The sequence below is a fragment of the Cellulosimicrobium sp. G4 BAM 1002 genome (assembly GCF_057126935.1).
Genome location: NZ_CP182109.1, coordinates 3278500 through 3302668, shown reverse-complemented (window position 1 = coordinate 3302668; position 24169 = coordinate 3278500). Strand labels below are relative to the sequence as shown.

Genomic DNA, 24169 nt, shown 5'->3' with positions numbered 1-24169 from the left:
GCTCGGACCACCGGCGCTGTTGCTTTGCCCGCGTGATCGCGCGAGGCCGTGCCAGCCGGTGCCGTCCTCGACCAGCCCGCCACCGAGGAGCCGTCCGTGACCGACTCGTTCGCCGCCGTCGAGCCGCTGCTCGCCGAGCACGCCGCCATAGAGGCCCAGCTCGCCGACCCGGCGGTCCACGCGGACGCCGGGCGCGCGCGCACGCTCGGGCGCCGCTACGCCGAGCTCAACCAGGTCGTGGGCGCGTACCGCGCGTGGCGCGAGACGGACGGCGACGCCCAGGCGGCGGCGGAGCTCGCGGCGCTCGGCGGGGACGACGGCGCCGCGTTCGCGGCCGAGCTGCCCGCCCTGCGGGCTGCGGCGGACGAGGCGCGCGAGCGGCTGCGCCGCGTGCTCGTCCCGCGCGACCCCGACGACGGGCGCGACGTGATCCTCGAGATCAAGGCGGGCGAGGGCGGCGAGGAGTCGGCGCTCTTCGCGGGGGACCTGCTCCGCATGTACCTGCGGTACGCCGAGCGTCGCGGCTGGAAGACGGAGGTCCTCGAGTCCACCGAGTCCGACCTGGGCGGCTACAAGGACGTCCAGGTCGCGGTCAAGGCGCGCAGCACGCCGTCCGACCCGGCCGACGGGGTGTGGGCCAACCTCAAGTACGAGGGTGGCGTGCACCGCGTCCAGCGCGTCCCGGTGACCGAGTCGCAGGGCAGGATCCACACGTCCGCCGCGGGGGTGCTCGTGTTCCCCGAGGTCGAGGACGCGGGCGAGGTCGAGATCGACCCGAACGACCTGCGCATCGACGTCTACCGCTCCTCCGGCCCGGGCGGGCAGTCCGTCAACACGACGGACTCCGCGGTGCGCATCACGCACGTCCCCACGGGCATCGTCGTGTCGATGCAGAACGAGAAGTCGCAGCTCCAGAACCGCGAGCAGGCGATGCGCGTGCTGCGCGCGCGGCTGCTGGCCGCGCAGCAGGAGGCGGCGGCCGCCGAGGCCGCTGACCTGCGGCGTTCCCAGGTGCGCACGGTCGACCGCTCGGAGCGCATCCGCACCTACAACTTCCCCGAGAACCGCATCGCGGACCACCGCACGGGCTACAAGGCGTACAACCTCGACCACGTGCTCGACGGTGACCTCGACCCCGTCGTGCGGTCGGCGATCGAGGCGGACGAGGCCGCGCGCCTCGCCGCGGCCGGCGATGCCTGAGGACGTCACGGCGGCGTTGCGCCGCGCGACGGCCGCGCTCGGCGCCTCCGGCGTGCCCTCGCCGCGCGCCGACGCGGAGCTCCTGCTCGCGCACGCCCTCTCCGTCCCCCGCGGCGAGGTGGCGCGCCGCGCGGTGCTCGGGACGCCCGTGCCCGACGACGCCGCGCGGACCTTCGCCGGCCTCCTCGCCCGGCGCGCCGAGCGCGTCCCGCTCCAGCACCTCGTCGGCAGCGCGCCGTTCCGGCACCTCGAGCTGGCCGTCGGGCCAGGCGTCTTCGTCCCGCGGCCGGAGACCGAGCAGGTCGCGCAGGTCGCGATCGACGCGGCGCGCGCCGTCGTCGCGCGCACCGGACGAGCGACGGTCGTCGACCTGTGCACCGGGTCGGGGGCGATCGCCCTGGCGGTCGCGACCGAGGTCGACGGCAGCGAGGTCCACGCGGTCGAGCTCGACGCCGCCGCGCACGCCTGGGCCGCGCGCAACGTGAGCGCGGTGCACGAGGCGACCGGCGCCGTCGTGCAGCTGGTGCGGGGCGACGCGCGCACCGCGCTCGCAGGTGCGCCGGTCGACGGCGGGCTCGACGGCGCGTGCGACGTCGTCGTGTCCAACCCGCCCTACGTGCCGCCGGGGGCCGTCCCGCGCGACCCCGAGGTCGCCGACCACGACCCCGCCGTCGCGCTCTACGGCCTGGGTGCCGACGGCCTCGAGGTGCCGCGCGGCGTGACCGCGGCCGCGGCGCGCCTGCTGCGTCCGGGCGGCCTGTACGTCATGGAGCACGCCGAGGTCCAGGCCGCCGCCGCCCGCGCGATGGTCACCGAGACCGGGGCGTTCGTCGACGTCCGGACGGTCGCGGACCTCACGGGCCGCGACCGGATGGTGGTCGCGCGCCGTGGAAGGATGGTCCCGTGAGCACCGTCCACCCCGTGACCGACCCGAACAGCTGGGGCCCCGGGATCGACGAGGCGGTCAACGCGATCTCTCGCGGTGGCCTCGTCGTCCTGCCCACCGACACCGTCTACGGCATCGGCGCCGACGCGTTCGACGCCGAGGCCGTCTCCGCTCTCCTCGCGGCCAAGGGCCGCGGCCGCCACATGCCGCCGCCCGTGCTCGTGCCCGACGCGCGCACGCTCGACGGCCTCGCGACCGACGTGCCGGACGACGTGCGCCGGCTCGTCGAGGAGCTCTGGCCGGGCGGGCTGACGATCATCCTGCGCGCCCAGCCGTCGCTCGCGTGGGACCTCGGGGAGACCCACGGGACGGTCGCGCTGCGCATGCCCGACCACCCGGCCGCGCTCGCGCTCCTGCGCCGCACTGGCCCGCTCGCGGTGTCGTCCGCCAACGCGACCGGTCACCCGGCCGCGCTCGACGTCGACGACGCGCGCGCGCAGCTCGGCGACGCCGTCGGCGTGTACCTCGACGGCGGGACCGCGCCCGGGGGAGTGGCCTCGACGATCGTCGACGCGACGTCGGGAACGCTGCGCGTCGTGCGCCAGGGCGCGATCCCGCTCGACCGGCTGCGCGAGGTCGCGCCCGTGGACGGGCCCGCAGACCAGGCATCGTCCGACCAGCCGTCGGCGGACCCGACCGACCTGTCGACCGACCCCGCTGGGCCGGAGGATCCGGAGGCGAGCGGCGGGTGAGGGTCTACCTGCTCGTCCTGCTCGTCGCCGCCGTGGTGACGTTCCTGACGACGCCGTTCGCGCGCTGGGTCGCGCTGCGCACCGGCGCGATCACCGCCGTCCGCGCCCGTGACGTCCACACGGTCCCGACGCCCCGGCTCGGCGGGCTGGCGATGCTGCTCGGTCTCGTCGTGGCGGTCGTCTTCGCGTCGCAGATGCCGTTCCTCGAGGGCGTGTTCGTCAAGGAGGCCGGCGGCGAGCTCGTCGCGGACGCGCGGGTGTGGGGCATCGTCGGTGCGGCCGCGATCGTGTGCCTGCTCGGCGTCGCCGACGACATCTGGGACCTCGACTGGATGACGAAGCTCGCCGGGCAGGTGCTCGCCGCGGGGCTCATGGCGAGCCAGGGCGTCGTCCTCTTCACGCTGCCGATCCCCATCGGCGAGCAGCAGCTGATCTGGTCCTCCCGGCTCCAGCTCGCCGCGACGATCCTCGTCGTCGTCGTGGCCATGAACGCCGTGAACTTCGTCGACGGCCTCGACGGCCTCGCGGCGGGCCTCGTCGCCATCGGTGGTCTGGCCTTCTTCGTCTACTCCTACGTGCTCACGCAGAGGTCGAGCGTGGACGACTACTCGAGCCTCGCGACGCTCGTCATCGCCGTGCTCGTCGGGATATGCGTGGGCTTCCTGCCGCACAACTTCCATCCCGCCCGGATCTTCATGGGCGACTCGGGATCGATGGTGCTGGGTCTCGTGTTCTCGGCGGCCGCGATCATCGTGACGGGCAACATCGACCCCCGGGGCTTCTCGACCGGGCAGCGGCTCCCGGCCTTCATCCCGATCCTGCTGCCGCTCGCCGTCATCCTCCTGCCCCTGCTCGACATGGGGATGGCCGTCGCCCGCCGCACCCTCTCGGGCAAGTCCCCGTTCCACCCGGACCGGCTGCACCTGCACCACCGCATGCTCGCGCTCGGGCACTCGCACCGTCGCGCCGTGCTCATCCTCTACGTCTGGACGGCGGTGTTCGCGTTCGGCGCCGTGGCGCTCGTACAGTGGCCCGCGCGCATCGTCGTCGTGGGTCTCGGTGTCGCCGTCGTCCTCGCGGCCCTCCTCACTCTCGGACCGCTGCGCACGCGCGGGCGGTTCCTGGACGACGACGCGGCGGCCGCGTCCGCGGTCCCCCTCGCCGAGGCGCCCACCGGGCCCACTCCCGCCGTGACCGCACCACCCGAAGGAAGCCTGAGATGACGACGAGCCAGCCCGAGCCCGCCCGACACGAGGAGCCGCCGGCCGGCGAGAGCACGGCCGGGCGTCCCGCCGTCCCGGGCGCCGAGCAGACGCTGGGGTCGCAGGGCCAGGCCGTGCGCACCGTGTTCCGCACGGCGCTGCGCGACGTGCTCGTGCTGCTCGGGGTGCTGGCCGCTGTCGGGATCGCGGTCGGCGTGCTCGTCGCCGGGCTGCCGGGGCTGTGGGGAGCGCTGCTCGGCGTCGGCGTCGCGCTGATCTTCTCCGCGACGACCGTCTGGACCATGCTGCGCACGGTCGACTCGAGCCCGACGACGACCGCCGCGGTCGTCATGGGAAGCTGGCTCGCGAAGATGGTCGTGCTCATCGCGGTCCTCGTGGTCCTGCGCGGCATGGACTTCTACGACCGGTGGGTCTTCGCGGGCGTCCTGCTCGTCGGGGTGATCGGGTCCGCCGTGCTCGACTACCGCGCCGTGAGCCGGGGCCGCATCCCCTACGTGGAGCCCGACCCGCACTGACCGGCACGCGACCCGGGCAGGCGCTCCGGAGCGCATGAGCAAAATGTCACAAGCCCGCGGGATCGGCGTGAGCACGCCGATCCATACGTTAGGCTACTGGCGAATCCATGACGGCCAGGTCCGACGGCGTGCCCACGATCGAGTGGCTGCTGCCCGGACCACACGACCATTGGGAGTCCACCCTGTCCACGCTTGCGACCCCCGTGCTCCTCGCTGCTTCTGAGAGCGAAGGTGGCTTCCACGCGCCGTCGATCGCCGACTTCTTCCCGCCGGCCATCCTCTTCGAGGGCACGATCTTCCAGATCGACCGCATCTGGATCATCCGCGTCATCGCGACCGTCGTCCTGCTGACGATCTTCGTCATCGGAGCTCGCCGCGCGAGGCTCGTGCCCGGCCGGTTCCAGAACGCCCTCGAGATGCTCATCGACTTCGTTCGGGTGCAGATCGTCGAGGAGATCATGGGGAAGGAGAACGCCAAGCGCTTCGTCCCGATGATCGCGACGATCTTCTTCGCCGTCCTCGCCTTCAACATCACGAGCGTCATCCCCGGCCTCAACCTGGCCGGGACCTCGCGCATCGGCCTCCCGATCGTCCTCGCCCTGTGGGTCTTCGTGGCCTACTGGGCGGCCGGCATCAAGAAGCACGGCCTCGGCGGCTACCTGAAGAACAGCCTGTTCCCGCCGGGAGTGCCGGGGCCGATCTACCTGATCGTCACCCCGATCGAGCTCCTGCAGATCCTCATCATCCGGCCCGCCTCGCTGGCGATCCGACTCGCGGCCAACATGATCGCCGGGCACATCATGCTCGTGCTCTGCTTCGCGGCCACGCAGTACTTCATCTTCGAGGCAGCCCCCGCCATGAAGGCGTTCGGCGCCCTGACGTTCGCCGGTGGCTTCGCGATCACGCTGTTCGAGATCCTCGTGGCCTTCCTGCAGGCCTACATCTTCGCGCTCCTCGCCGCCGTGTACATCAACATGTCGCTCGAGGAGGAGCACTGACCCCCCGGGTCGTGCACCGACTCCGCTCCACCAGACACACCATCAAGCGCAGTACCAACGCGACGCCCGGTCACCCGGTCGGGCGCCCAACGGAAGGAACGAGCAATCGTGGACGTCACCACTCTCGCTGAGGTCACCGGCAACATCGGCACCGTCGGTTACGGCCTCGCCGCGATCGGCCCGGGCATCGGCCTCGGCATCCTCATCGGCAAGACCATCGAGGGCATGGCCCGCCAGCCCGAGGTCGCCGGGCAGCTCCGCGCGACGATGTTCATCGGTGTCGCGTTCGTCGAGGTGCTCGCGCTGCTGGGTCTCGTCGCCGGCTTCCTGTTCTGATGACGGCGCTGGCTGACGCCGCGCTCATCGTCGCGGCGGAGACGGGCGAGGAGCACGAGGGCATCGAGCTCTTCCTCCCCGCCGGGTACGACCTCCTCTGGTCGTCCGTCATCATGGTCATCATCGCGATCGTCTTCTACAGGTCCGTGCTGCCGAAGTTCCAGGCGATCCTCGACGAGCGCACCGCGAAGATCGAGGGCGGCCTCGCCAAGGCGGAGTCCGCCCAGGCCGAGGCTGCGGCCGCGCTGGCGGAGTACCACCAGCAGCTCCAGGAGGCGCGCACCGAGGCGGCCAAGATCCGCGAGGAGGCGCGCGCCGAGGGCTCGGCCATCGTCGCGGACCTGCGGGTCAAGGCGTCGGACGACGCCGCGCGCATCGTCGAGACGGCTCACCGCCAGATCGAGGCCGAGCGTCAGCAGGCGGCGGTCTCGCTGCGCAACGACGTCGGTCTGCTCGCGACGGAGCTCGCGTCCAAGATCGTCGGCGAGTCCCTCGCGGACTCCGCGCGCCAGAGCCGCGTCGTCGACCGGTTCCTCGACGAGCTCGAGGCCGCGGGCCCCGCGGCGGCGAGCGCGGCGGGTGCTGCGGGCGCAGCCTCCGAGGAGCGCTGATGCGCGGTACGAGCGGAGACTCCCTCGCACAGGCGCGGGACCGGTTCGAGCCGGTCCTGCGCTCGGCGGGCGAAGGCGCGCTCGCGCTGGGCGAGCAGCTGTTCGCGGTCACCGCGGCGCTCGACGAGTCCGCGCCGCTGCGCCGGTCCCTCGCGGACCCGTCACGGTCGGGCGAGGACAAGGCACGCCTGGCGACCGCCGTCCTCGGCTCGGGCTTCGACGGCCGCGTCGTCGACCTCGTGGCGGGCATGGTCCGGTCTCGGTGGGCGAAGGACCGCGACCTCGCGGACGCGACCGAGCGCCTGGGCCTGGACGCGGTGCTCGCGTCCGCCGAGGCCCGCGGCGACCTCGAGAAGGTGGAGGACGAGCTGTTCCGCGTCTCGCGCGCCCTGGTGGGCCAGCGCGAGGCCCGGCAGGTCCTCTCCGACGGCACCACCGCGTCCGAGCGTCGTGCGGAGTTCCTGCGCACGTTGCTCGCGGGCAAGGTCGACCAGGTGACCGAGGTCCTCGCGCTGCACGCGACGCGTGCGCTGCGCGGTCGTCGGTTCGTCCCGACCCTCGGCTGGTTCGGTGACGTCGCCGCCGAGCGTCGCCAGCGCCTCGTGGCCTCCATCACGTCCGGGACCGTCCTGACCCAGGCACAGCTCGACCGCCTGGGCGCGCTGCTCGAGCGGGCCTACGGGCGCGCCGTGCAGCTCAACGTCACCGTGGAGCCCGCTGTGCTCGGCGGCCTGCGCATCCAGGTCGGTGCCGACGTCGTGGACTCGACCGTGCTGTCCCGTCTCGCCGACGCGCGACGACGGCTCGTGAGCTGACGCGACCTTCCGACCGACGACCGTCCTGCCGGCCCCTGGCCGCACAACCGACAAACGTTCGACCGCACCCGAACCACGAGGTGCGGCCACGACAGGAGAAGAGCAATGGCTGAGCTGACGATCCGGCCGGAGGAGATCCGGGCCGCGCTGGACAGCTTCGTGAAGTCCTACGAGCCCGAGGGCGCCGTGTCCGAGGAGGTGGGCCGGGTCACCCTGGCCGCCGACGGCATCGCCCAGGTCGAGGGTCTGCCGGGCGCGATGGCCAACGAGCTGCTGCGCTTCGAGGACGGGACCCTCGGGCTCGCCCTCAACCTCGACGTCCGCGAGATCGGTGTCGTCGTCCTCGGCGAGTTCACCGGCATCGAGGAGGGCCAGGAGGTCCGCCGCACCGGTGAGGTGCTGTCGGTCGCCGTCGGCGACGGGTACCTGGGTCGCGTCGTCGACCCGCTGGGCAACCCGATCGACGGCCTCGGCGAGGTCGCGACCGAGGGCCGCCGCGCCCTCGAGCTCCAGGCGCCCGGCGTCATGGCCCGCAAGTCGGTCCACGAGCCGCTGCAGACCGGCCTCAAGGCGATCGACTCGATGATCCCGATCGGCCGTGGTCAGCGCCAGCTGATCATCGGTGACCGCCAGACAGGCAAGACGGCGATCGCGATCGACACGATCATCAACCAGAAGGCGAACTGGGAGTCGGGCGACCCGTCGAAGCAGGTCCGCTGCATCTACGTCGCCATCGGTCAGAAGGGCTCGACGATCGCCTCGGTGCGCGGCGCCCTCGAGGAGGCCGGCGCGCTCGAGTACACGACGATCGTCGCGGCGCCCGCGTCCGACCCGGCAGGCTTCAAGTACCTCGCCCCGTACACCGGCTCGGCCATCGGCCAGCACTGGATGTACGACGGCAAGCACGTCCTCATCATCTTCGACGACCTGTCGAAGCAGGCCGAGGCCTACCGCGCCGTGTCGCTGCTCCTGCGCCGCCCGCCGGGCCGCGAGGCGTACCCCGGCGACGTGTTCTACCTGCACTCCCGTCTGCTCGAGCGTTGCGCCAAGCTCTCGGACGAGCTCGGTGCGGGCTCGATGACGGGTCTCCCGGTCATCGAGACCAAGGCGAACGACGTGTCGGCGTACATCCCGACGAACGTCATCTCCATCACCGACGGCCAGATCTTCCTCCAGTCCGACCTGTTCAACGCCGACCAGCGCCCCGCGGTCGACGTCGGCATCTCCGTGTCCCGTGTCGGCGGTGACGCGCAGGTCAAGGCGATGAAGAAGGTCTCCGGCACGCTGAAGCTCGAGCTCGCGCAGTACCGCTCCCTCGAGGCGTTCGCGATGTTCGCGTCCGACCTCGACGCGGCCTCGCGCGGCCAGCTGCGGCGTGGTGCGGTCCTCATGGAGCTGCTCAAGCAGGGCCAGTACTCGCCGTTCCCGGTCGAGGACCAGGTCGCCTCGATCTGGGCCGGCACCAAGGGCAAGCTCGACGACGTCCCGGTCGAGGACGTGCGCCGCTTCGAGTCCGAGCTGATCGACCACCTGCGCCGCAACACCGACGTCCTGTCGACGATCGCCGAGACCGGGAAGCTCGAGGACGCGACGGAGACGCAGCTCGCCTCGGCGGTCGACGCCTTCCGTTCTGGCTTCCTCAAGGGCGACGGTTCGCCGCTCGTCGGTGGCGACACCGAGGACGAGGCCGAGACGGAGATCGAGCAGGAGCAGATCGTCCGGCAGAAGAGGGCCTGACGATGGCCGGATCCCAGCGCGTCTACAAGCAGCGGATCAAGTCGACGCAGTCCCTCAAGAAGATGTTCCGCGCGCAGGAGCTCATCGCTGCGTCGCGGATCGGCAAGGCGCGTGCCCGCACGTCCGCCGCGTCGCCCTACGCCCGTGCCCTCACGCGCGCCGTGTCGGCCGTCGCGACGCACACGTCGACGCAGCACCCGCTCACGAGCGAGCGCACCGACACGAACCGCGTCGCGGTCCTCGTCGTCGCGTCCGACCGTGGCATGGCCGGCGCCTACTCGGCGTCGATCCTGCGCGAGACGGAGCGGCTCGTCGAGCGGCTGACCGCCGAGGGCAAGGAGGTCGTGCTCTACGCGTCCGGTCGTCGGGCGATCTCGTACTACACGTTCCGCGGGCGCCAGCTCGCCGGCTCGTGGTCGTACGGGTCGGACGCGCCGAACTCCGACGTGGCGGGCGAGATCGCCGACACCCTGCTCGGGGCGTTCCTCTCCCCGGTGGACGAGGGCGGCGTGAGCGAGCTGCACATCGTGTACACGCAGTTCGTGAACATGGTGACGCAGCGTCCGCGCGTCGTGCGGATGCTCCCGCTCGAGGTCGTCGAGGGCGTCGCTCCGGCGGGCAAGCACGACGTGCTCCCGCTGTACGACTTCGAGCCCTCGCCCGAGGCGGTGCTGGACGCGCTCCTGCCGCGCTACGTGCGCAGCCGCATCTTCAGCTGCCTCCTCGAGGCGGCCGCGTCGGAGCTGGCCGCTCGTCAGCGCGCGATGCACACGGCGACGGACAACGCGGAGGACCTCATCCGCAACTACACCCGTCTGGCCAACCAGGCGCGGCAGGCGGACATCACCCAGGAGATCAGCGAGATCGTCTCGGGTGCCGACGCGTTGGCCGCGTCATGACGCGTCGCCTCGGCGCCGCGTCGCGCGCCACCACCATCACCGACATCCTGACCGAAACCGCCGGGGACCCCTCCGGCACTGCGAAGCGAGGCCAGCAATGACCGCCACCACCGTGGAAGCCCAGGTCGAGCACTCCAGCGGTCCCGGCGTGGGCCGAGTAGCGCGAGTGATCGGCCCCGTCGTGGACATCGAGTTCCCGGCGGACGCCATCCCCGACATCTACAACGCGCTCTCCGTGCAGATCGACCTCTCGTCCCAGGGCGAGGGGGAGCAGTCCTTCACGCTCATGCTCGAGGTCGCCCAGCACCTGGGCGACTCGCTCGTGCGTGCGATCGCGCTCAAGCCGACGGACGGCCTCGTCCGTGGCGCCCAGGTCACCGACACCGGCGCGCCGATCAGCGTCCCGGTCGGTGACGTCACCAAGGGTCGCGTGTTCAACGTGACCGGTGAGGTGCTCAACGCGGCTCCGGGCGAGAAGATCGAGATCACCGAGCGCTGGCCGATCCACCGCAAGCCCCCGGCGTTCGACCAGCTCGAGTCGAAGACCGAGATGTTCGAGACCGGCATCAAGTCGATCGACCTGCTCACCCCGTACGTCCAGGGTGGCAAGATCGGCCTCTTCGGCGGTGCGGGCGTCGGCAAGACGGTCCTCATCCAGGAGATGATCCAGCGCGTCGCCCAGGACCACGGCGGTGTGTCCGTGTTCGCGGGTGTCGGCGAGCGCACGCGTGAGGGCAACGACCTCATCGCGGAGATGGAGGAGGCCGGGGTCTTCGACAAGACGGCCCTCGTCTTCGGCCAGATGGACGAGCCGCCGGGCACGCGTCTGCGCGTCGCCCTGTCGGCGCTGACGATGGCGGAGTACTTCCGCGACGTTCGCAAGCAGGACGTGCTGCTGTTCATCGACAACATCTTCCGCTTCACGCAGGCGGGCTCCGAGGTCTCGACGCTGCTCGGGCGCATGCCCTCGGCCGTGGGCTACCAGCCGAACCTGGCCGACGAGATGGGCCTCCTCCAGGAGCGCATCACCTCGACGCGAGGTCACTCGATCACCTCGCTGCAGGCGATCTACGTGCCGGCAGACGACTACACCGACCCGGCGCCGGCGACGACGTTCGCCCACCTCGACGCGACGACGGAGCTCTCCCGCGAGATCGCGTCGAAGGGTCTGTACCCGGCGATCGACCCGCTCACGTCGACGTCGCGCATCCTCGACCCGCGGTACGTGGGCCAGGAGCACTACGACGTCGCCACCCAGGTGAAGCAGATCCTGCAGCGCAACAAGGAGCTGCAGGACATCATCGCGATTCTCGGTGTGGACGAGCTCTCGGAGGAGGACAAGACGGTCGTCGCGCGCGCGCGTCGTATCCAGCAGTTCCTCTCCCAGAACACCTACATGGCCAAGAAGTTCACGGGCGTCGAGGGCTCCACGGTGCCCCTGTCCGAGACCATCGAGGCGTTCAAGAAGATCGCGAACGGCGAGTTCGACCACATCGCCGAGCAGGCCTTCTACAACATCGGTGGCCTCGAGATGCTCGAGGAGAACTGGGCCCGTATCCAGAAGGAGTACGGGGCCTGACACGTCGCACGCGCGGGGCCGGGCCGAACGGGTCCGCCCCGCGCGTCGTCGCACCACATCCGGCCGCGGGACGCGGACCGGACACCGTCCCGGACACCACGGGAGGGTATGAACCGGGCATGAAGGAGTTCCAGTGGCACAGCTGAACGTCGACCTCGTGGCGGCGGACCGCAAGATCTGGTCGGGCCGCGCGCAGCGCGTCACCGCGCCCGCGGCGGACGGCGAGATCGGCATCCTCGCGGACCACTCGCCGCTGCTCGCCGTGCTGCGCGAGGGATCCGTCCGGATCGTCGCCGCAGACGCGGAGGACCTCGAGCTCCGTGTCTCCGGCGGGTTCATCTCCGTGGACTCGAACCAGGTCACGATCGTCGCGGACTCGGTCGAGTCCGCACCGGCGCGCTGACGACGAACGCCGTACGACCATGACGCTCCCCGCCTGGATCGCGATCGGACTGCTCGCCGCGGTCCTGGTCGCGGTCGGGCTGGGGGTGTGGCGGCTGCGGGCGCTCTCGCACCGCGTCGGGTCGTTCGAGTGCGGCGCTCGCCGCGCCGGCGTGCCCGGTGCGCCCTGGGTCGCCGGGATCGCCCACTACGGCGTCGGACGGATCGACTGGTGGCGCCTGTGGTCCGTCTCCGTCCGTCCCGCCCGCACCTGGTCGCGCTACGACCTCGTCATCGCGGGTCGTGAACCCTTCGACGGCGACGGCCCCGACACCTACCTCGTGCACTGCCGCTACCGTGGCCAGGACTTCGAGCTGACGATGTCGCGCGCCGCCTACGAGGGCCTCTCCTCGTGGCTGGAGGCCGCACCCCCCGGACGCCGGGACGTCGTCGTCTGACTCTCCCGCCGTCGGCGGGCTCGTGGGACCGCCTCGACCGCCCATCACGACCCTGAGGAACCGACCTTGCGTCTCGTCGTCGCCCGCTGCTCCGCCCGCTACACCGGCCGGCTCTCGGCCCACCTGCCGCTCGCGACGCGCGTGCTCATCGTCAAGGCAGACGGGAGCGTGCTGCTGCACTCCGACGGCGGGTCGTACAAGCCCCTCAACTGGATGAGCCCACCGTGCACGCTCGCCGTGCGCGAACCCTCCGACGAGGCGCGCGAGCGCGGCGTGACCGAGGTCTGGGCGGTCCAGCACGCGAAGAGCGACGACCGGCTCGAGATCGAGCTGCACGACGTCCAGCACGACAGCTCGCACGAGCTCGGCATCGACCCCGGGCTCGTCAAGGACGGCGTCGAGGCGCACCTGCAGGAGATGCTCGCCGCGCAGATCGGGCTGCTCGGCACCGGGCACACGCTTGTGCGCCGCGAGTACCCGACGGCCATCGGTCCCGTCGACATCCTGGCCAAGGACGCCGACGGCGCCACGGTCGCCGTCGAGATCAAGCGGCGCGGCGACATCGACGGGGTCGAGCAGCTCACGCGCTACCTCGACCTCCTCAACCGCGACCCCCTGCTCGCCCCCGTGCGCGGGGTGTTCGCTGCGCAGGAGATCAAGCCGCAGGCGCGCGTGCTCGCGACGGACCGGGGGATCGGGTGCCTCGTGCTGGACTACGACGCGATGCGGGGCGTCGACGACGTGGACTCGCGGCTCTTCTGAGCTTCCGCGGCGCCCGTTGGCGCCGGCGTCCGTGGGTCGGGTCGGGTGGCGGACGGGACGGGTTCCGGCGGGTCTACCATCCGGACCCTCGTTCCTCGAGTCCTCCCGCCAGACCCGCCACGACCCGCCGGGACCCGTCCCGTCCGCCCTCTTCGGCGCGCCCTCTTCGTTGCTCGCCCTTGTCACGATGTTCTCGTTCGCTCGCGTTCCGCGCGCCTTGCGTGTCTGGTACTTTTTGAACATGTTCAGAAATAGCGACGACCAGCCGGTGCGATGAGCGGGGCGACGGCCAAGTCGGCGCGGACGCGGGCTCTCGTGCGCGACGTCGCGATCCGGATGCTGCGGGACGTCGGGTACGAGGGGACCACGATGCGGGCGATCGCCGCCGAGGCGGGCGTGAGCACGGGGAACGCGTACTACCACTTCCCGTCCAAGGACGCGTTGGTCCAGGAGCTCTACCTCGAGGTGCAGCGCGAGCACGCGGAACGCGCTGCGCCGGTGCTGGCGGCGGGCGGGACGCTCGCCGAGCGGCTGCGCGGCGTGTGGGGCGCGGCCGTCGACGCGTTCGCGCCGTTCCACGCGTTCGGCGGGGACTTCGTGTCGGTCGCGATCCGGCCCGGGTCCGACGCGAGCCCGTTCTCTGCCGCATCGACGGAGGCGCGCGACCTGTCGCGCGGGCTGTTCGAGGAGGTGGTCGCCGGGGCGACCCCGCCGGTCCCGCCGCGGCTGCGCGCGCAGCTCCCCGAGCTGCTGTGGCTCGCGCAGCTCGGGGTGACGCTGTACTGGGTCCACGACGCGTCGCCCGGCTTCGCGCGCACGCGGCGGCTCGTGTACGGCGGCGCCGCTCTGGTGGGCAGCCTCGTGCGGCTCGCGCGGCTGCCCCTCGCGCGCGGCGTGGTCGACGACGCGCTACGGCTCGTGCGCGACGCGTCCCCGGCGTGGGCGGTCGCCCCCGGGACGGACCGGGGCGGGACCGTCCCGGCCGCCGGTCGTCGGGTCGGGCAGGAGGATCCCTCGTGAGCCCGGCCGGGGAGGCGCTCGTCGGGGTGCTCGTCGCGGTCGGGGCGGTCGTCGTGCTGCCGCTCGGGCTGAGGTTGCTGGGGCCGAGCGTCGTCCCCGCGCCGCGGAGCCTGGCATGGCCGGCTGCCGGCGCCGCCGCGGTGGCGAGCCTCCTGCTGCCTCGCGGTGGCGCGTCCGTCGCGCTCGCGGTGGTGTTCGCCCTCGCGACGGGGGTGCTGCTCGTGGCGGCCGCTCGTGTCGTGGTTTGCGCGCTCGGCGGCTCCCGGGCCCACGCTCGAACCGGCTCGAGCCCACGGGGCGCCGACGGCGGGGCGACCACCCGCTTCGCGCCGGTCATCGCGACTGCCACCGCGCTCGCCCTGCCCGCGGTGGGGGCGACCGCACTCGTCGCGGAGCGCGGGGGCTGGGGGCTGCTGGGGTTCTCCGGGACCTACCTCTCGCTCACGGTCCCGCACATGCTCTACGCCGGGTTCGGCGCGGCGCTCGTCGCGGGCACGGTGGCGCGGCTCGCCGACCGCGACCGGCTCGCCGGCGCCGGCGCCTGGGGCGTCCCGATCGGCACGGGCCTCGTGCTGGTCGGCTACTTCGCGGGCGACGTGGCCGAGCTCGTCGGGGCGGTCGTCCTCACGCTCGCCCTCTGGGCAACCGCAGTCGCCGTCGTGCGGTCGCTCGCGCGCCCGGGTGATCTCCCTGCCGGCGCGCGGGCCCTGCTGGGAACCTCGGCCGTCGTCGTGGGCCTGGCGATGGTGCTGGCCCTGTGGTGGGCCGGGGGCGAGGCGCTCGGGTTCGCGCACCCGGGGCTCGACGTCATGGCGGCGACGCACGGGGTCGCCAACGCGCTCGGGTTCGTCCTGTGCGCGCTGCTGGGCCTGCGCGTGCTCGTGCGTGACGACGCGGCCGCCGTGCCGGACGCGGCGGCCGGCGCCCCGGACGTCGCCCCGTCCGGACCCGACGAGACGTGCCCCCGCCCGGGGGCGGAGAGGAGCACGACGTGACGTTCACCTACCCGGAGGTCGGCGCGACCCGCACCGACACCTGGCCCGCGGGGTACCGGCACCTGCACGTGCGGCGCCGGCTCACGGACCGGCCGCGCACGCCGGACGACCTCGCGTGGCTCGGCGAGCAGCTCCTCACCTGGCGCGTGCACGCCGCCGCGCGTGTGCGCCTGGAGACCCAGGCCCTTGTCGCCGAGCCCGGCGCGCGCGTGACGACCCTGCTCGGCGTCGGGCGCCTGCGTCTGCACGAGCCCTGCGAGGTCGTGTGGGTCGAGCGGACGGCGCAGCGGGTCGCGTTCGGCTACGGGACCCTGCCCGGGCACGCGTTCGTGGGGGAGGAGCGCTTCGCGGTCGAGCGCGACGACGCGGGCGACCTGTGGTGGAGCATCGACGTGTTCAGTCGTCCGGTGCTGTGGTGGGTGCGCCCGCTCGCGTTCGCCGTGCCGACGTTCCAGCGGCTCTTCGCCGTGCATCTCGGCCGCGGCGCGCAGCGGCTGCTCGCGTCGCGCGACCGCTGACGCTTGCGTACCCACCGTGCGCGTCCACGACGTGCCGAGTTTGCACGCCGGGTGTACGAAGTGCGCCAGAATGGGGCCATGACCGACGACGCGCGCCTCCCGCACCCCGACGAGCAGCCCGTTCCGCACCGCGCCCTGACCGGTCGCGTCGTCACCCCGACGGCGGTGGTAGAGGACGGCGTCGTCGTCGTCCGCGGCGGCCGGATCGAGTGGGTCGGCGAGCGGACCGCGGCCGTCGCGGAAGGATACGAGGCCGCCGAGCCGGCGGCGGGCGTGACGCTGCTGCCGGGGCTGGTCGACGTGCACGACCACGGGGGCGGCGGCGCGAGCTTCCCCGACGCGACGAGCGTCGACGAGGCGCGCGTCGCGGCGCGCGAGCACCTGCGCCACGGCACGACGGGCCTCGTCGCCTCGCTCGTGACCGCGTCACGGGACGTGCTGCTCGCGCGCACCGCGAACCTCGCCGACCTCGCCGATGCGGGCGAGATCGTCGGCATCCACCTCGAGGGCCCGTTCCTCTCGGCCGCGCGCTGCGGCGCGCAGAACCCGCACGACATGCTCGACGGCGACGCGGACCTCGTGCGTGCGATCGCGGCCGCCGCGCGCGGCCACCTGCGGACCATGACCGTCGCGCCCGAGGTGCCGGGCGTCGTCGGGCCTGGGGGAGTGATCGAGGCGCTCGTCGAGGTGGGTGCGGTTCCTTCCCTCGGGCACACCGACGCGAGCACCGAGCAGACGGAGGCCGCGATCGCGTCCGGCGTCGCGGCGTTCGCCGCCGCAGGGCGACCCGGCGCGCGCCTCACGGCGACGCACCTGTTCAACGGGATGCGGCCGCTGCACCACCGCGATCCCGGGCCGATCGCGGCGTGCCTGGCGGCGGCGGCGCGCGGCGAGATGGTCGTCGAGCTCGTCGCTGACGGGACGCACCTCGCGCACGGCACGATCCGCAGCGTCGTCGAGCTCGTCGGGCCGCACGTCGGTGCCGACGGAACGGTGGCCGGACCCGACGCCGTCGCGCTCGTCACCGACGCGATGGCCGCCGCAGGGATGGCGGACGGGGCGTACGAGCTCGGGCCGATGCGGGTCACCGTGGCCGACGGCGTCGCGCGTCTCGCCGAGGGCGGGTCCATCGCCGGCGGGACGTACCACCTGCTCGACGTCGTGCGCGAGACGACGGGAGCGGGCGTCGCGCTCGTCGACGCCGTCCGCGCCGCGTCGTGGACGCCGGCCGGGGTGCTCGGCCTCGACGACCGCGGCGGCCTCGTCGCGGGCCGCCGCGCCGACGTCGTCGTGACGGACGGCGACCTGCGCGTGCGCGAGGTGCTGCGGGCGGGCGAGAGCGTCGACCTCTCGGCCTGACGCGCTCGCGCACTGACCGTCCCCGACCGGACGGTGTCGTCCCAGGTCGGGGCCCCGGTCCCGAACCAGAGAGCGCGATCCGGGTCAGCGAACTTGACTCGCCTCATTAGTTCAGCCAATACTCGTAACGGCGAAGCGCTTCGACGATGCGTTTCGACGAAGCGCTTCGACGGACGAGGCGGCCGACCGGACCACAGGGGAGTGGTGACGATGGTGACGATGCAGGACGTGGCGCGACGCGCCCAGGTCTCGCTGAGCACGGTGTCCTACGCGCTGTCCGGGACCCGCCCTGTCACCGAGGCCACCCGCCGTCGCATCGAGGACGCGATGGCTGAGCTCGGCTACCAGCCCAACGCCATGGCGCGGGGCCTCGCGTCCCGCCGCAGCCACGTGCTCGCGCTCATCTACCCCGCGATGGAGAAGGGGCTCGGCGGCACGGTCGCGGAGTTCGTCTCCTCGGCGGCCGAGACGGCGCGCGACAACGGCTACCACCTCGTCCTGTGGCCCTTCCGCACGACCCAGGCCCCCGAGGTCCGCGACCTCGTGCGTCAGGGCATGGCGGACGGAGTCCTGCTCATGGAGGTCGCGCTCGACGACGCTCGTGTCGACGTGCTCCAGGAGTCCGGCGTCCCGTACACGATGATCGGCCGCACGCGCGACGTGTCCGACCGCCCGTCGGTGGACATCGACTTCGAGCGCACCACGGACGACGCCGTCCAGCACCTCGTCGAGCTCGGGCACCGTCGCATCGCGTTCGTCAACCACTCGCAGGCGACGGCGGACGACGGCTACGCGCCCACGTTCCGCGCGGAGGAGGGCTTCGACGCCGCGATGCGCGCCCGCGGCCTCGAGCCGATCGCGCTGCGCGTCGACGAGTCGCCGCGAGCGGGCCGCGACGCCGTCGCGACGCTGCTCGCGCGCGAGCCGCGCCTCACCGCCTTCGTGACCATGAACGAGATCGCGACGTTCGGCGTCGTCGCCGAGCTGCAGCAGCGCGGCATCTCGATCCCCACCGACATGTCGATCCTGTCGATCGTCACGTCGCCCGGCGTCGGCGAGATGAGCAACCCGCCGCTGACCACCATGCACGCACCCGGCGCCCGGCTCGGTCGCCTGGGGGTGCAGAAGCTGCTGTCCCTGGTGGACAGCTCCCGTCCGAGCACGCCGAACGTGCTCATCCCGTGCGTCCTGGAACCCGGCAGCAGCGTCGCCCCGGCGGCCGACCGTGCCGAGGACGTCGACCGCGAGCCCGGCGCTCGCTGAAACACCGACCGGCCGGGCGCCGCCCGGTCACCCTCCGGCTCAGGGCCGGAACTCGATGAGGAGGACACGCACATGTTGCGATCCCGCAAGATCTCGCTCGTCGCTGCCGTCGCAGCGCTCCCGCTCGCCCTGGCGGCGTGCAGCGGGGGGTCCGGCGGCGGCGGGGGGTCCGACGACCAGACCCTGACGATCTGGCACTACGAGAACGAGGACTCGGCGATGGGCCAGGCCTGGGCCAAGGCCATCGAGATCTTCGAGGAGGAGAACCCGGACGTCGACGTCGTCGTCGAGAAGCAGACGTTCGAGCAGATCCAGAAGAACGCCAAGATCGTCCTCACCGGCGACGACGTGCCCGACGTCATGGAGTACAACAAGGGCAACGCGACCGCCGGGCAGCTCGCGGCGCAGGGCCTGCTCACGCCGCTCACGGACGCCGCGACCGAGCGCGGCTGGGACGAGAAGCTCAGCGGCTCGCTCCAGACCACCGCGACCTACGACGAGCAGGGCCTCATGGGGTCGGGCGAGTGGTACGGCGTCCCGAACTACGGCGAGTTCGTGCAGGTCTACTACAACACCGAGATGTTCGCCCAGTACGGGCTCGAGGTGCCGACGACGCTCGAGGAGCTCGAGAACGTCATGAAGACCTTCAAGGACGCCGGCGTCACGCCGCTCGCCGAGGCAGGCTCGGAGTACCCGATGGGCCAGCTCTGGTACGAGCTCGTGCTCGCGAACGCCGACCGCGACTTCGTCGACCAGTACCAGCTCTTCGACGGCGACCCCGACTTCCACGGCCCGGAGATGACCCAGGCGACCGAGACGCTCGACGAGTGGATCAAGGCCGGCTACGTCGCTCCCGACTCCGCGGCGCTCACCGCCGAGGACATGGGCGTCTCCTTCATCAACGGCACCTACCCGATGATGGTCTCCGGCTCCTGGTGGTTCGGCCGCATCGTCGAGGAGATGCAGGCCGACTGGGGCCAGTTCAACTTCCCGGGCAACACGCTCCAGGTCGGCTCGTCCGGCAACCTCTGGGTCGTGCCGGCGAACGCCGACTCGCCCGACCTGGCCGAGGAGTTCATCGACATCACGCTGCGCCCCGAGGTGCAGAACATCCTCGCGGAGACCGGCGGCCTGCCCGTCGCCGGTGACGCGTCCGTGATCACCGACGAGCGCACCAAGCAGCTCACCGAGAACTTCCAGGCGATCCTCGACGAGGACGGCCTGGCGTTCTACCCCGACTGGCCGGTGCCGGGCTACTACGACGTCGTCGTGAGCCAGCTCCAGTCGCTCATCAACCAGTCGAAGACCCCGACCGAGGTGCTCGACGGCCTCGAGACCGCCTACGTGGACGGCAAGGCGGACCTGCTCGACAGCTGAGCAGCCCACCACCGGGTCCGGCCGGCCGCCGTGCCGCGGCCGGCCGGACCCCGCCCCTGAGGACCTCCCCGCGAAAGAGACCCGTCATGCCCACCCGAACCGACGTGGTGCCGAACCAGGTACCAGACCAGGTGCCCGGCGCGACCCGCGCCCCCCAGCAGGCCGTGCGCCGTCGGCGGCGCCCCACCTGGGTCGCGTACCTGCCCTACCTCCTGCCCGGTGCGGTGGCGTTCGTCGTCGTCATCGGCTACCCGTTCGCGATGAACGTCTACTACAGCCTCTTCAAGTGGCGTGGCGGCATGGCGCCGATGCGCTGGAACGGGCTCGGCAACTACAGCGACCTCATGGGCGACTCCGCGTTCTGGACGTCGTTCCAGAACTCCATCGCGATGATCCTCGCGATGGTCGTCGTGCCCACGCTCCTCGGCCTCGTGCTCGCGGCCGTCCTCTTCGACTACCTCGGCCGCCGGTTCGGGCCCCGCGTCGCGGCGTTCCTGCGCGCGACGTACTACCTCCCGCAGATCCTGCCCGTCGCCGTCGCCGGCGTGCTGTGGAACTGGATCCTCAACGCGCAGACCGGCGCCCTCAACGTCATCCTGCGGGGCCTCGGCCTGGAGAACCCGCCCAACTGGCTGGGCGACCCGGACACCGCGCTGCCGAGCGTCATGCTCGTCCTCATCTGGGTCCAGGTCGGCTACCCGGTCGTGATCTTCATGTCCGCGCTCCAGCGCGTCGACCCCGAGCTCTACGAGGCCGCGGAGCTCGACGGCGCCGGCTGGTGGCGTCGGTTCCGGGCCATCACGATCCCGCAGATCCGCCCGGAGACGTTCGTCGTCACCCTCACGTGCACGGTCGCCGCGCTCAAGGTGTTCGGCCCGATCTACGTGCTCACGCGCGGCGGGCCGGAAAGCTCGACCCTCGTGCCGAGCTACTACTCGTACCTCAACTTCTTCGACAAGTCGAAGGTCGGCTACGGCGCCGCGATCGCGACCGTGCTCACCCTCGTCATCATCGTCGTCGCCGTCGTGATCCTCGCGCTGCAGAGCCGCGCCGAGCGCCGAGAGCAGGAGGGCCGCTGATGTCCACCGTCGTCCCCACCACCCCCACTGCGACCCCCGCGGCGGGCGCGTCGTCCGGCACGAGGTCGCCCGCGAAGCCGCGTCGCCCGCGCCGCGCCGCCGGCCAGGACCAGCGCTACCGGCGCGGCGTGGGCCGCTGGCTGATCCTCGCGGCGGCGGTCCTCGTCGCGCTGCTCATGCTCTCGCCCTTCGTGATCATGCTGCTCAACGCGTTCAAGTCGCCCGCGGAGTACTCGCAGGACGGGCCGCTCAGCCTCCCCAAGGAGCTCTACCTCGACGGCGTCCAGAACTTCTGGACCCGGACGAACTTCCCGCAGAAGCTGTGGAACTCGGTCTTCATCTCGGCGCTCGTCGCGGTGTTCGGCACGCTCCTCTCCCTGCTCAACGCCTACGCGATCGGCGTCGGGCGGATCAAGGGCCGCATGTGGATCGTCACGCTCTTCCTGGTCGCGAACATGCTGCCGCAGGAGGCGCTCATCTACCCGCTGTTCGACATGGCGCAGCAGGTCGGGCTGTCGAACTCGCAGTGGTCGATCATCATCATCTTCACGGTCGTCCAGTCCGCGTTCGGGACCTACCTCCTCGCGTCGGTGCTCGGGACGTTCCCGCCCGCGCTCCTCGAGGCCGCTCAGCTCGACGGCGCAGGCCGGTGGCGCATCCTCTGGCAGGTCGTCTACCCGATCGTCAAGCCCACGCTCGGCGTCCTCATGATCTTCTTCTTCATCTGGACGTGGAACGAGTTCTTCATCCCCCTGGTCATGCTCACGACGAACGAGACGCAGACCATCCCCATCGCGCTCGCGTCGCTCCAGGGCGACCGGATGATGGACGCCCCGACGACCAACGCGGGCGCGCTCGTCTCGCTGATCCCCGCGCTGATCTTCTTCCTCATCTTCCAGCGCACCCTCACCCGGGGCGTCACGGCCGGCGCCGTGAAGTGACCGCGCCCGGTCACCGAGACTCCTGAACCGCACCGACGAAGGAAGCACCACCCATGAAGTTCACCGACGGGTACTGGCAGGTCCGACCGGGCATGCACCCGCTCTACGCGGTCGAGGTCGACGACGTCCGCGCGGACGAGGCGGCGGGCACGCTCACCGTGTACGCGCCGACGGCGAAGATCCGCGGCCGGGGCGACACGCTCAACCGTCCGATGCTCACGACGACGTACTCCTCGCCCGCGCCCGGCGTGATCCGCGTGCGCGTCGAGCACCACCAGGGCGCGGTGCGTCGTGGACCGGCGTTCCAGGTCACCGGCGAGCCCGGGTTCCGTCCCGAGGTCGAGGTGCACGACGACGTCGCGGTCCTGCGGTCCAAGGACCTCGCCGTACGCGTGCACCGGGGCGACCGGTGGCGCGTCGACTTCGAGTCGGACGGCGAGGTGCTCACCTCCTCGCTGCCCAAGTCGGTCGGGCACGTCACGTCGGACGACGGCGGCGCCTGGACGCACGAGCAGCTCGCGCTCGAGCCGGGCGAGCTCGTCTACGGGCTGGGGGAGCGGTTCGGCCCGTTCGTCAAGAACGGGCAGACCGTCGACATCTGGAACGAGGACGGCGGCACGTCGAGCGAGCAGGCGTACAAGTCCGTCCCGCTCTACCTCACGACCAAGGGTTACGGCGTGTTCGTCGAGCACCCGGAGAAGGTGTCGTTCGAGGTCGCGTCCGAGGTGAACACGCGCGTCCAGTTCTCCGTCGAGGGCCAGTCGCTCGAGTACCTGGTGATCCAGGGCCCGACGCCCAAGGACGTGCTGCGCCGCTACACCGCGCTCACGGGCCGCCCGGCCCGTGTGCCCGCGTGGTCGTTCGGCCTGTGGCTCACGACGTCGTTCACGACGAGCTACGACGAGCAGACCGTGAACGGCTTCATCGACGGCATGGCCGAGCGCGACCTGCCGCTCTCGGTGTTCCACTTCGACTGCTTCTGGATGCGCGAGTACCAGTGGGTCGACTTCGAGTGGGACCCGCGCACGTTCCCCGACCCCGAGGGCATGCTGCGCCGCCTGCACGACCGCGGGCTCAAGGTCTGCGTGTGGATCAACCCCTACGTCGCGCAGCGGTCGCCGCTGTTCGCGGAGGCCGCGGGGCAGGGATTCCTCGTCAAGCGCGAGGACGGGTCCGTCTGGCAGTGGGACCTGTGGCAGGCGGGCATGGGGCTCGTGGACTTCACGAACCCCGACGCCACCGCGTGGTACGTGGCCAAGCTCGAGGGCCTGCTCGACCAGGGTGTCGACTGCTTCAAGACGGACTTCGGCGAGCGCATCCCCGTCGACGGCATCGCGTGGCACGACGGGTCCGACCCGAGGAAGATGCACAACTACTACGCCCAGCTCTACAACGAGGCCGTCTTCCGGCTGCTGGAGCGCAAGCGCGGCGAGGGCGACGCAGTGCTGTTCGCGCGGTCCGCGACCGCCGGCGGGCAGCAGTTCCCCGTGCACTGGGGCGGCGACTGCGACTCGACGTACGCGTCGATGGCCGAGTCGCTGCGCGGCGGCCTGTCGATGTCGATGTCCGGCTTCGGCTACTGGAGCCACGACATGGGCGGCTTCGAGGGAACGCCCGACCCGGGCGTCTTCAAGCGCTGGACGGCGTTCGGCCTGCTGTCGTCGCACTCGCGCCTGCACGGCTCCGGCTCGGTGCGCGTCCCGTGGGCGTTCGACGACGAGGCCGTCGACGTCACGCGCAAGTTCACGCACCTCAAGCTGTCGCTCATGCCGTACCTCGGCCGCGTGGCCGAGGAGGCGCACACCGACGGCGTGCCCATGATGCGCCCGCTCGCGCTCGAGCTGCCCCACGACCGCGCGGGGTACACGGCCGACACGCAGTACCTGCTCGGCGACGCGCTCCTCGTCGCCCCGGTGTTCCGCGCCGACGGCCGCGTCGAGTACTACGTCCCCGAGGGCACCTGGACGCGCCTCGTCCAGCCCGACGACGGCCCCGCCCTGAGCGAGACCGTGACCGGCCCGCGCTGGGTCACCGAGACCCACGGCTTCGACACCCTGCCGGTGCTCGTGCGGCCGGGCACCGTCCTGCCGGTCGGCGCCCGGACCGACCGTCCGGACTACGACTGGGCGGACGGCGTCACGCTGCACGCGTACGAGCTGCCCGACGGGTACGACGAGCTCGTGGTCGTGCCGCCGTCGGACGGCGTGGGCGGGGCCACGTTCCGCGTGCGCAGGTCGGGGGCGACCCTCACGGTGTCGTCCGACGACGCCCGCGCCGCCTGGTCCGTGCGGGCCGGGTCGGCCTCGGAGCCGTCCCGGGTGTCGGCCCACGGCGCGACGAGCGTGACCGTCGACCTCGGCTGAGGACGTATCCTGGGGGTAGGGCGTGGAAGCGCTTCCACGCCCTACCCCATCGACCAGCGACCTGACCATCCACGACCCGGGCGGCGCACGACCCGGGGAGAC

The 24169-nt window shown here is 72.1% G+C and carries 24 protein-coding genes; all 24 read left to right on the top strand.

The window, feature by feature from the left end; genetic code table 11:
• Positions 1-96 precede the first annotated feature (96 nt).
• The 24 genes from prfA (at position 97) to yicI (ending at position 24067) form a co-directional block, all read left to right on the top strand.
• Positions 97-1200 (top strand): peptide chain release factor 1, encoded by a 1104-nt coding sequence (gene prfA / locus ACMXGY_RS14865; RefSeq protein WP_483773756.1) that lies wholly within the window; start codon positions 97-99, stop codon positions 1198-1200.
• A complete protein-coding gene (prmC, locus tag ACMXGY_RS14860; protein WP_483773755.1) occupies positions 1193-2107 on the top strand; it encodes a peptide chain release factor N(5)-glutamine methyltransferase in 915 nt (304 codons plus the stop codon). Before prfA ends, prmC begins: the two co-directional genes overlap by 8 nt.
• Complete coding sequence (locus tag ACMXGY_RS14855; protein ID WP_483773754.1) at positions 2104-2838, top strand: L-threonylcarbamoyladenylate synthase; 735 nt, start codon at positions 2104-2106, stop codon at positions 2836-2838. The genes prmC and ACMXGY_RS14855 overlap by 4 nt, the downstream gene beginning before the upstream one ends.
• Complete coding sequence (locus ACMXGY_RS14850) at positions 2835-4061, top strand: MraY family glycosyltransferase (RefSeq protein ID WP_483773753.1); 1227 nt, start codon at positions 2835-2837, stop codon at positions 4059-4061. The genes ACMXGY_RS14855 and ACMXGY_RS14850 overlap by 4 nt, the downstream gene beginning before the upstream one ends.
• A complete protein-coding gene (locus ACMXGY_RS14845) occupies positions 4058-4576 on the top strand; it encodes a Cg1360 family ATP-synthase-associated protein (RefSeq protein ID WP_483773752.1) in 519 nt (172 codons plus the stop codon). The genes ACMXGY_RS14850 and ACMXGY_RS14845 overlap by 4 nt, the downstream gene beginning before the upstream one ends.
• Before the next feature lie 107 nt (positions 4577-4683).
• Positions 4684-5574 (top strand): F0F1 ATP synthase subunit A, encoded by an 891-nt coding sequence (gene atpB / locus ACMXGY_RS14840; protein ID WP_483773751.1) that lies wholly within the window; start codon positions 4684-4686, stop codon positions 5572-5574.
• 108 nt (positions 5575-5682) lie between these two features.
• Positions 5683-5910, top strand: a complete 228-nt coding sequence (locus tag ACMXGY_RS14835) for an ATP synthase F0 subunit C (protein ID WP_024839300.1) — start codon at positions 5683-5685, stop codon at positions 5908-5910.
• A complete protein-coding gene (locus tag ACMXGY_RS14830; protein WP_483773750.1) occupies positions 5910-6521 on the top strand; it encodes a F0F1 ATP synthase subunit B in 612 nt (203 codons plus the stop codon). The genes ACMXGY_RS14835 and ACMXGY_RS14830 overlap by 1 nt, the downstream gene beginning before the upstream one ends.
• Positions 6521-7336 carry a F0F1 ATP synthase subunit delta gene (locus tag ACMXGY_RS14825; protein WP_483773749.1) on the top strand — a complete coding sequence of 272 codons (816 nt, stop codon included), beginning with the start codon at positions 6521-6523 and terminating at the stop codon, positions 7334-7336. Before ACMXGY_RS14830 ends, ACMXGY_RS14825 begins: the two co-directional genes overlap by 1 nt.
• 105 nt (positions 7337-7441) lie before the next feature.
• A complete protein-coding gene (atpA, locus tag ACMXGY_RS14820; protein ID WP_483773748.1) occupies positions 7442-9073 on the top strand; it encodes a F0F1 ATP synthase subunit alpha in 1632 nt (543 codons plus the stop codon).
• Positions 9074-9075: 2 nt separating this feature from the next.
• The gene (locus tag ACMXGY_RS14815) at positions 9076-9972 is read left to right on the top strand and encodes a F0F1 ATP synthase subunit gamma (RefSeq protein WP_483773747.1); all 897 of its coding nucleotides are present in this window, start codon (positions 9076-9078) and stop codon (positions 9970-9972) included.
• A gap of 97 nt (positions 9973-10069) precedes the next feature.
• On the top strand, positions 10070-11551 hold the full coding sequence (gene atpD, locus ACMXGY_RS14810) for a F0F1 ATP synthase subunit beta (RefSeq protein ID WP_483773746.1): 1482 nt from the start codon (positions 10070-10072) through the stop codon (positions 11549-11551).
• Between the two features lie 133 nt (positions 11552-11684).
• Complete coding sequence (locus ACMXGY_RS14805; protein ID WP_483773745.1) at positions 11685-11954, top strand: F0F1 ATP synthase subunit epsilon; 270 nt, start codon at positions 11685-11687, stop codon at positions 11952-11954.
• A gap of 19 nt (positions 11955-11973) precedes the next feature.
• Positions 11974-12390 (top strand): DUF2550 domain-containing protein, encoded by a 417-nt coding sequence (locus tag ACMXGY_RS14800; protein ID WP_483773744.1) that lies wholly within the window; start codon positions 11974-11976, stop codon positions 12388-12390.
• A gap of 66 nt (positions 12391-12456) precedes the next feature.
• Positions 12457-13152, top strand: coding sequence for an endonuclease NucS (gene nucS, locus ACMXGY_RS14795; protein WP_483773743.1), 696 nt, complete (start codon positions 12457-12459; stop codon positions 13150-13152).
• A gap of 273 nt (positions 13153-13425) precedes the next feature.
• Complete coding sequence (locus ACMXGY_RS14790) at positions 13426-14172, top strand: TetR/AcrR family transcriptional regulator (protein ID WP_483773742.1); 747 nt, start codon at positions 13426-13428, stop codon at positions 14170-14172.
• On the top strand, positions 14169-15167 hold the full coding sequence (locus tag ACMXGY_RS14785) for a YndJ family transporter (protein ID WP_483773741.1): 999 nt from the start codon (positions 14169-14171) through the stop codon (positions 15165-15167). The genes ACMXGY_RS14790 and ACMXGY_RS14785 overlap by 4 nt, the downstream gene beginning before the upstream one ends.
• Entirely contained in the window at positions 15164-15685 is a 522-nt protein-coding gene (locus ACMXGY_RS14780; protein WP_483773740.1) for a DUF1990 family protein, read from the top strand. Before ACMXGY_RS14785 ends, ACMXGY_RS14780 begins: the two co-directional genes overlap by 4 nt.
• 78 nt (positions 15686-15763) lie before the next feature.
• Entirely contained in the window at positions 15764-17044 is a 1281-nt protein-coding gene (locus ACMXGY_RS14775; RefSeq protein WP_483773739.1) for an N-acetylglucosamine-6-phosphate deacetylase, read from the top strand.
• A gap of 210 nt (positions 17045-17254) precedes the next feature.
• Positions 17255-18307 carry a LacI family DNA-binding transcriptional regulator gene (locus tag ACMXGY_RS14770; protein WP_483773738.1) on the top strand — a complete coding sequence of 351 codons (1053 nt, stop codon included), beginning with the start codon at positions 17255-17257 and terminating at the stop codon, positions 18305-18307.
• A gap of 72 nt (positions 18308-18379) precedes the next feature.
• Positions 18380-19684 (top strand): ABC transporter substrate-binding protein, encoded by a 1305-nt coding sequence (locus ACMXGY_RS14765; protein ID WP_483773737.1) that lies wholly within the window; start codon positions 18380-18382, stop codon positions 19682-19684.
• 86 nt (positions 19685-19770) lie between these two features.
• Positions 19771-20763, top strand: coding sequence for a carbohydrate ABC transporter permease (locus ACMXGY_RS14760; RefSeq protein WP_483773736.1), 993 nt, complete (start codon positions 19771-19773; stop codon positions 20761-20763).
• Positions 20763-21704, top strand: a complete 942-nt coding sequence (locus ACMXGY_RS14755) for a carbohydrate ABC transporter permease (RefSeq protein ID WP_483773735.1) — start codon at positions 20763-20765, stop codon at positions 21702-21704. The genes ACMXGY_RS14760 and ACMXGY_RS14755 overlap by 1 nt, the downstream gene beginning before the upstream one ends.
• Before the next feature lie 53 nt (positions 21705-21757).
• Positions 21758-24067 carry an alpha-xylosidase gene (yicI, locus tag ACMXGY_RS14750; RefSeq protein WP_483773734.1) on the top strand — a complete coding sequence of 770 codons (2310 nt, stop codon included), beginning with the start codon at positions 21758-21760 and terminating at the stop codon, positions 24065-24067.
• Positions 24068-24169 lie beyond the last annotated feature (102 nt).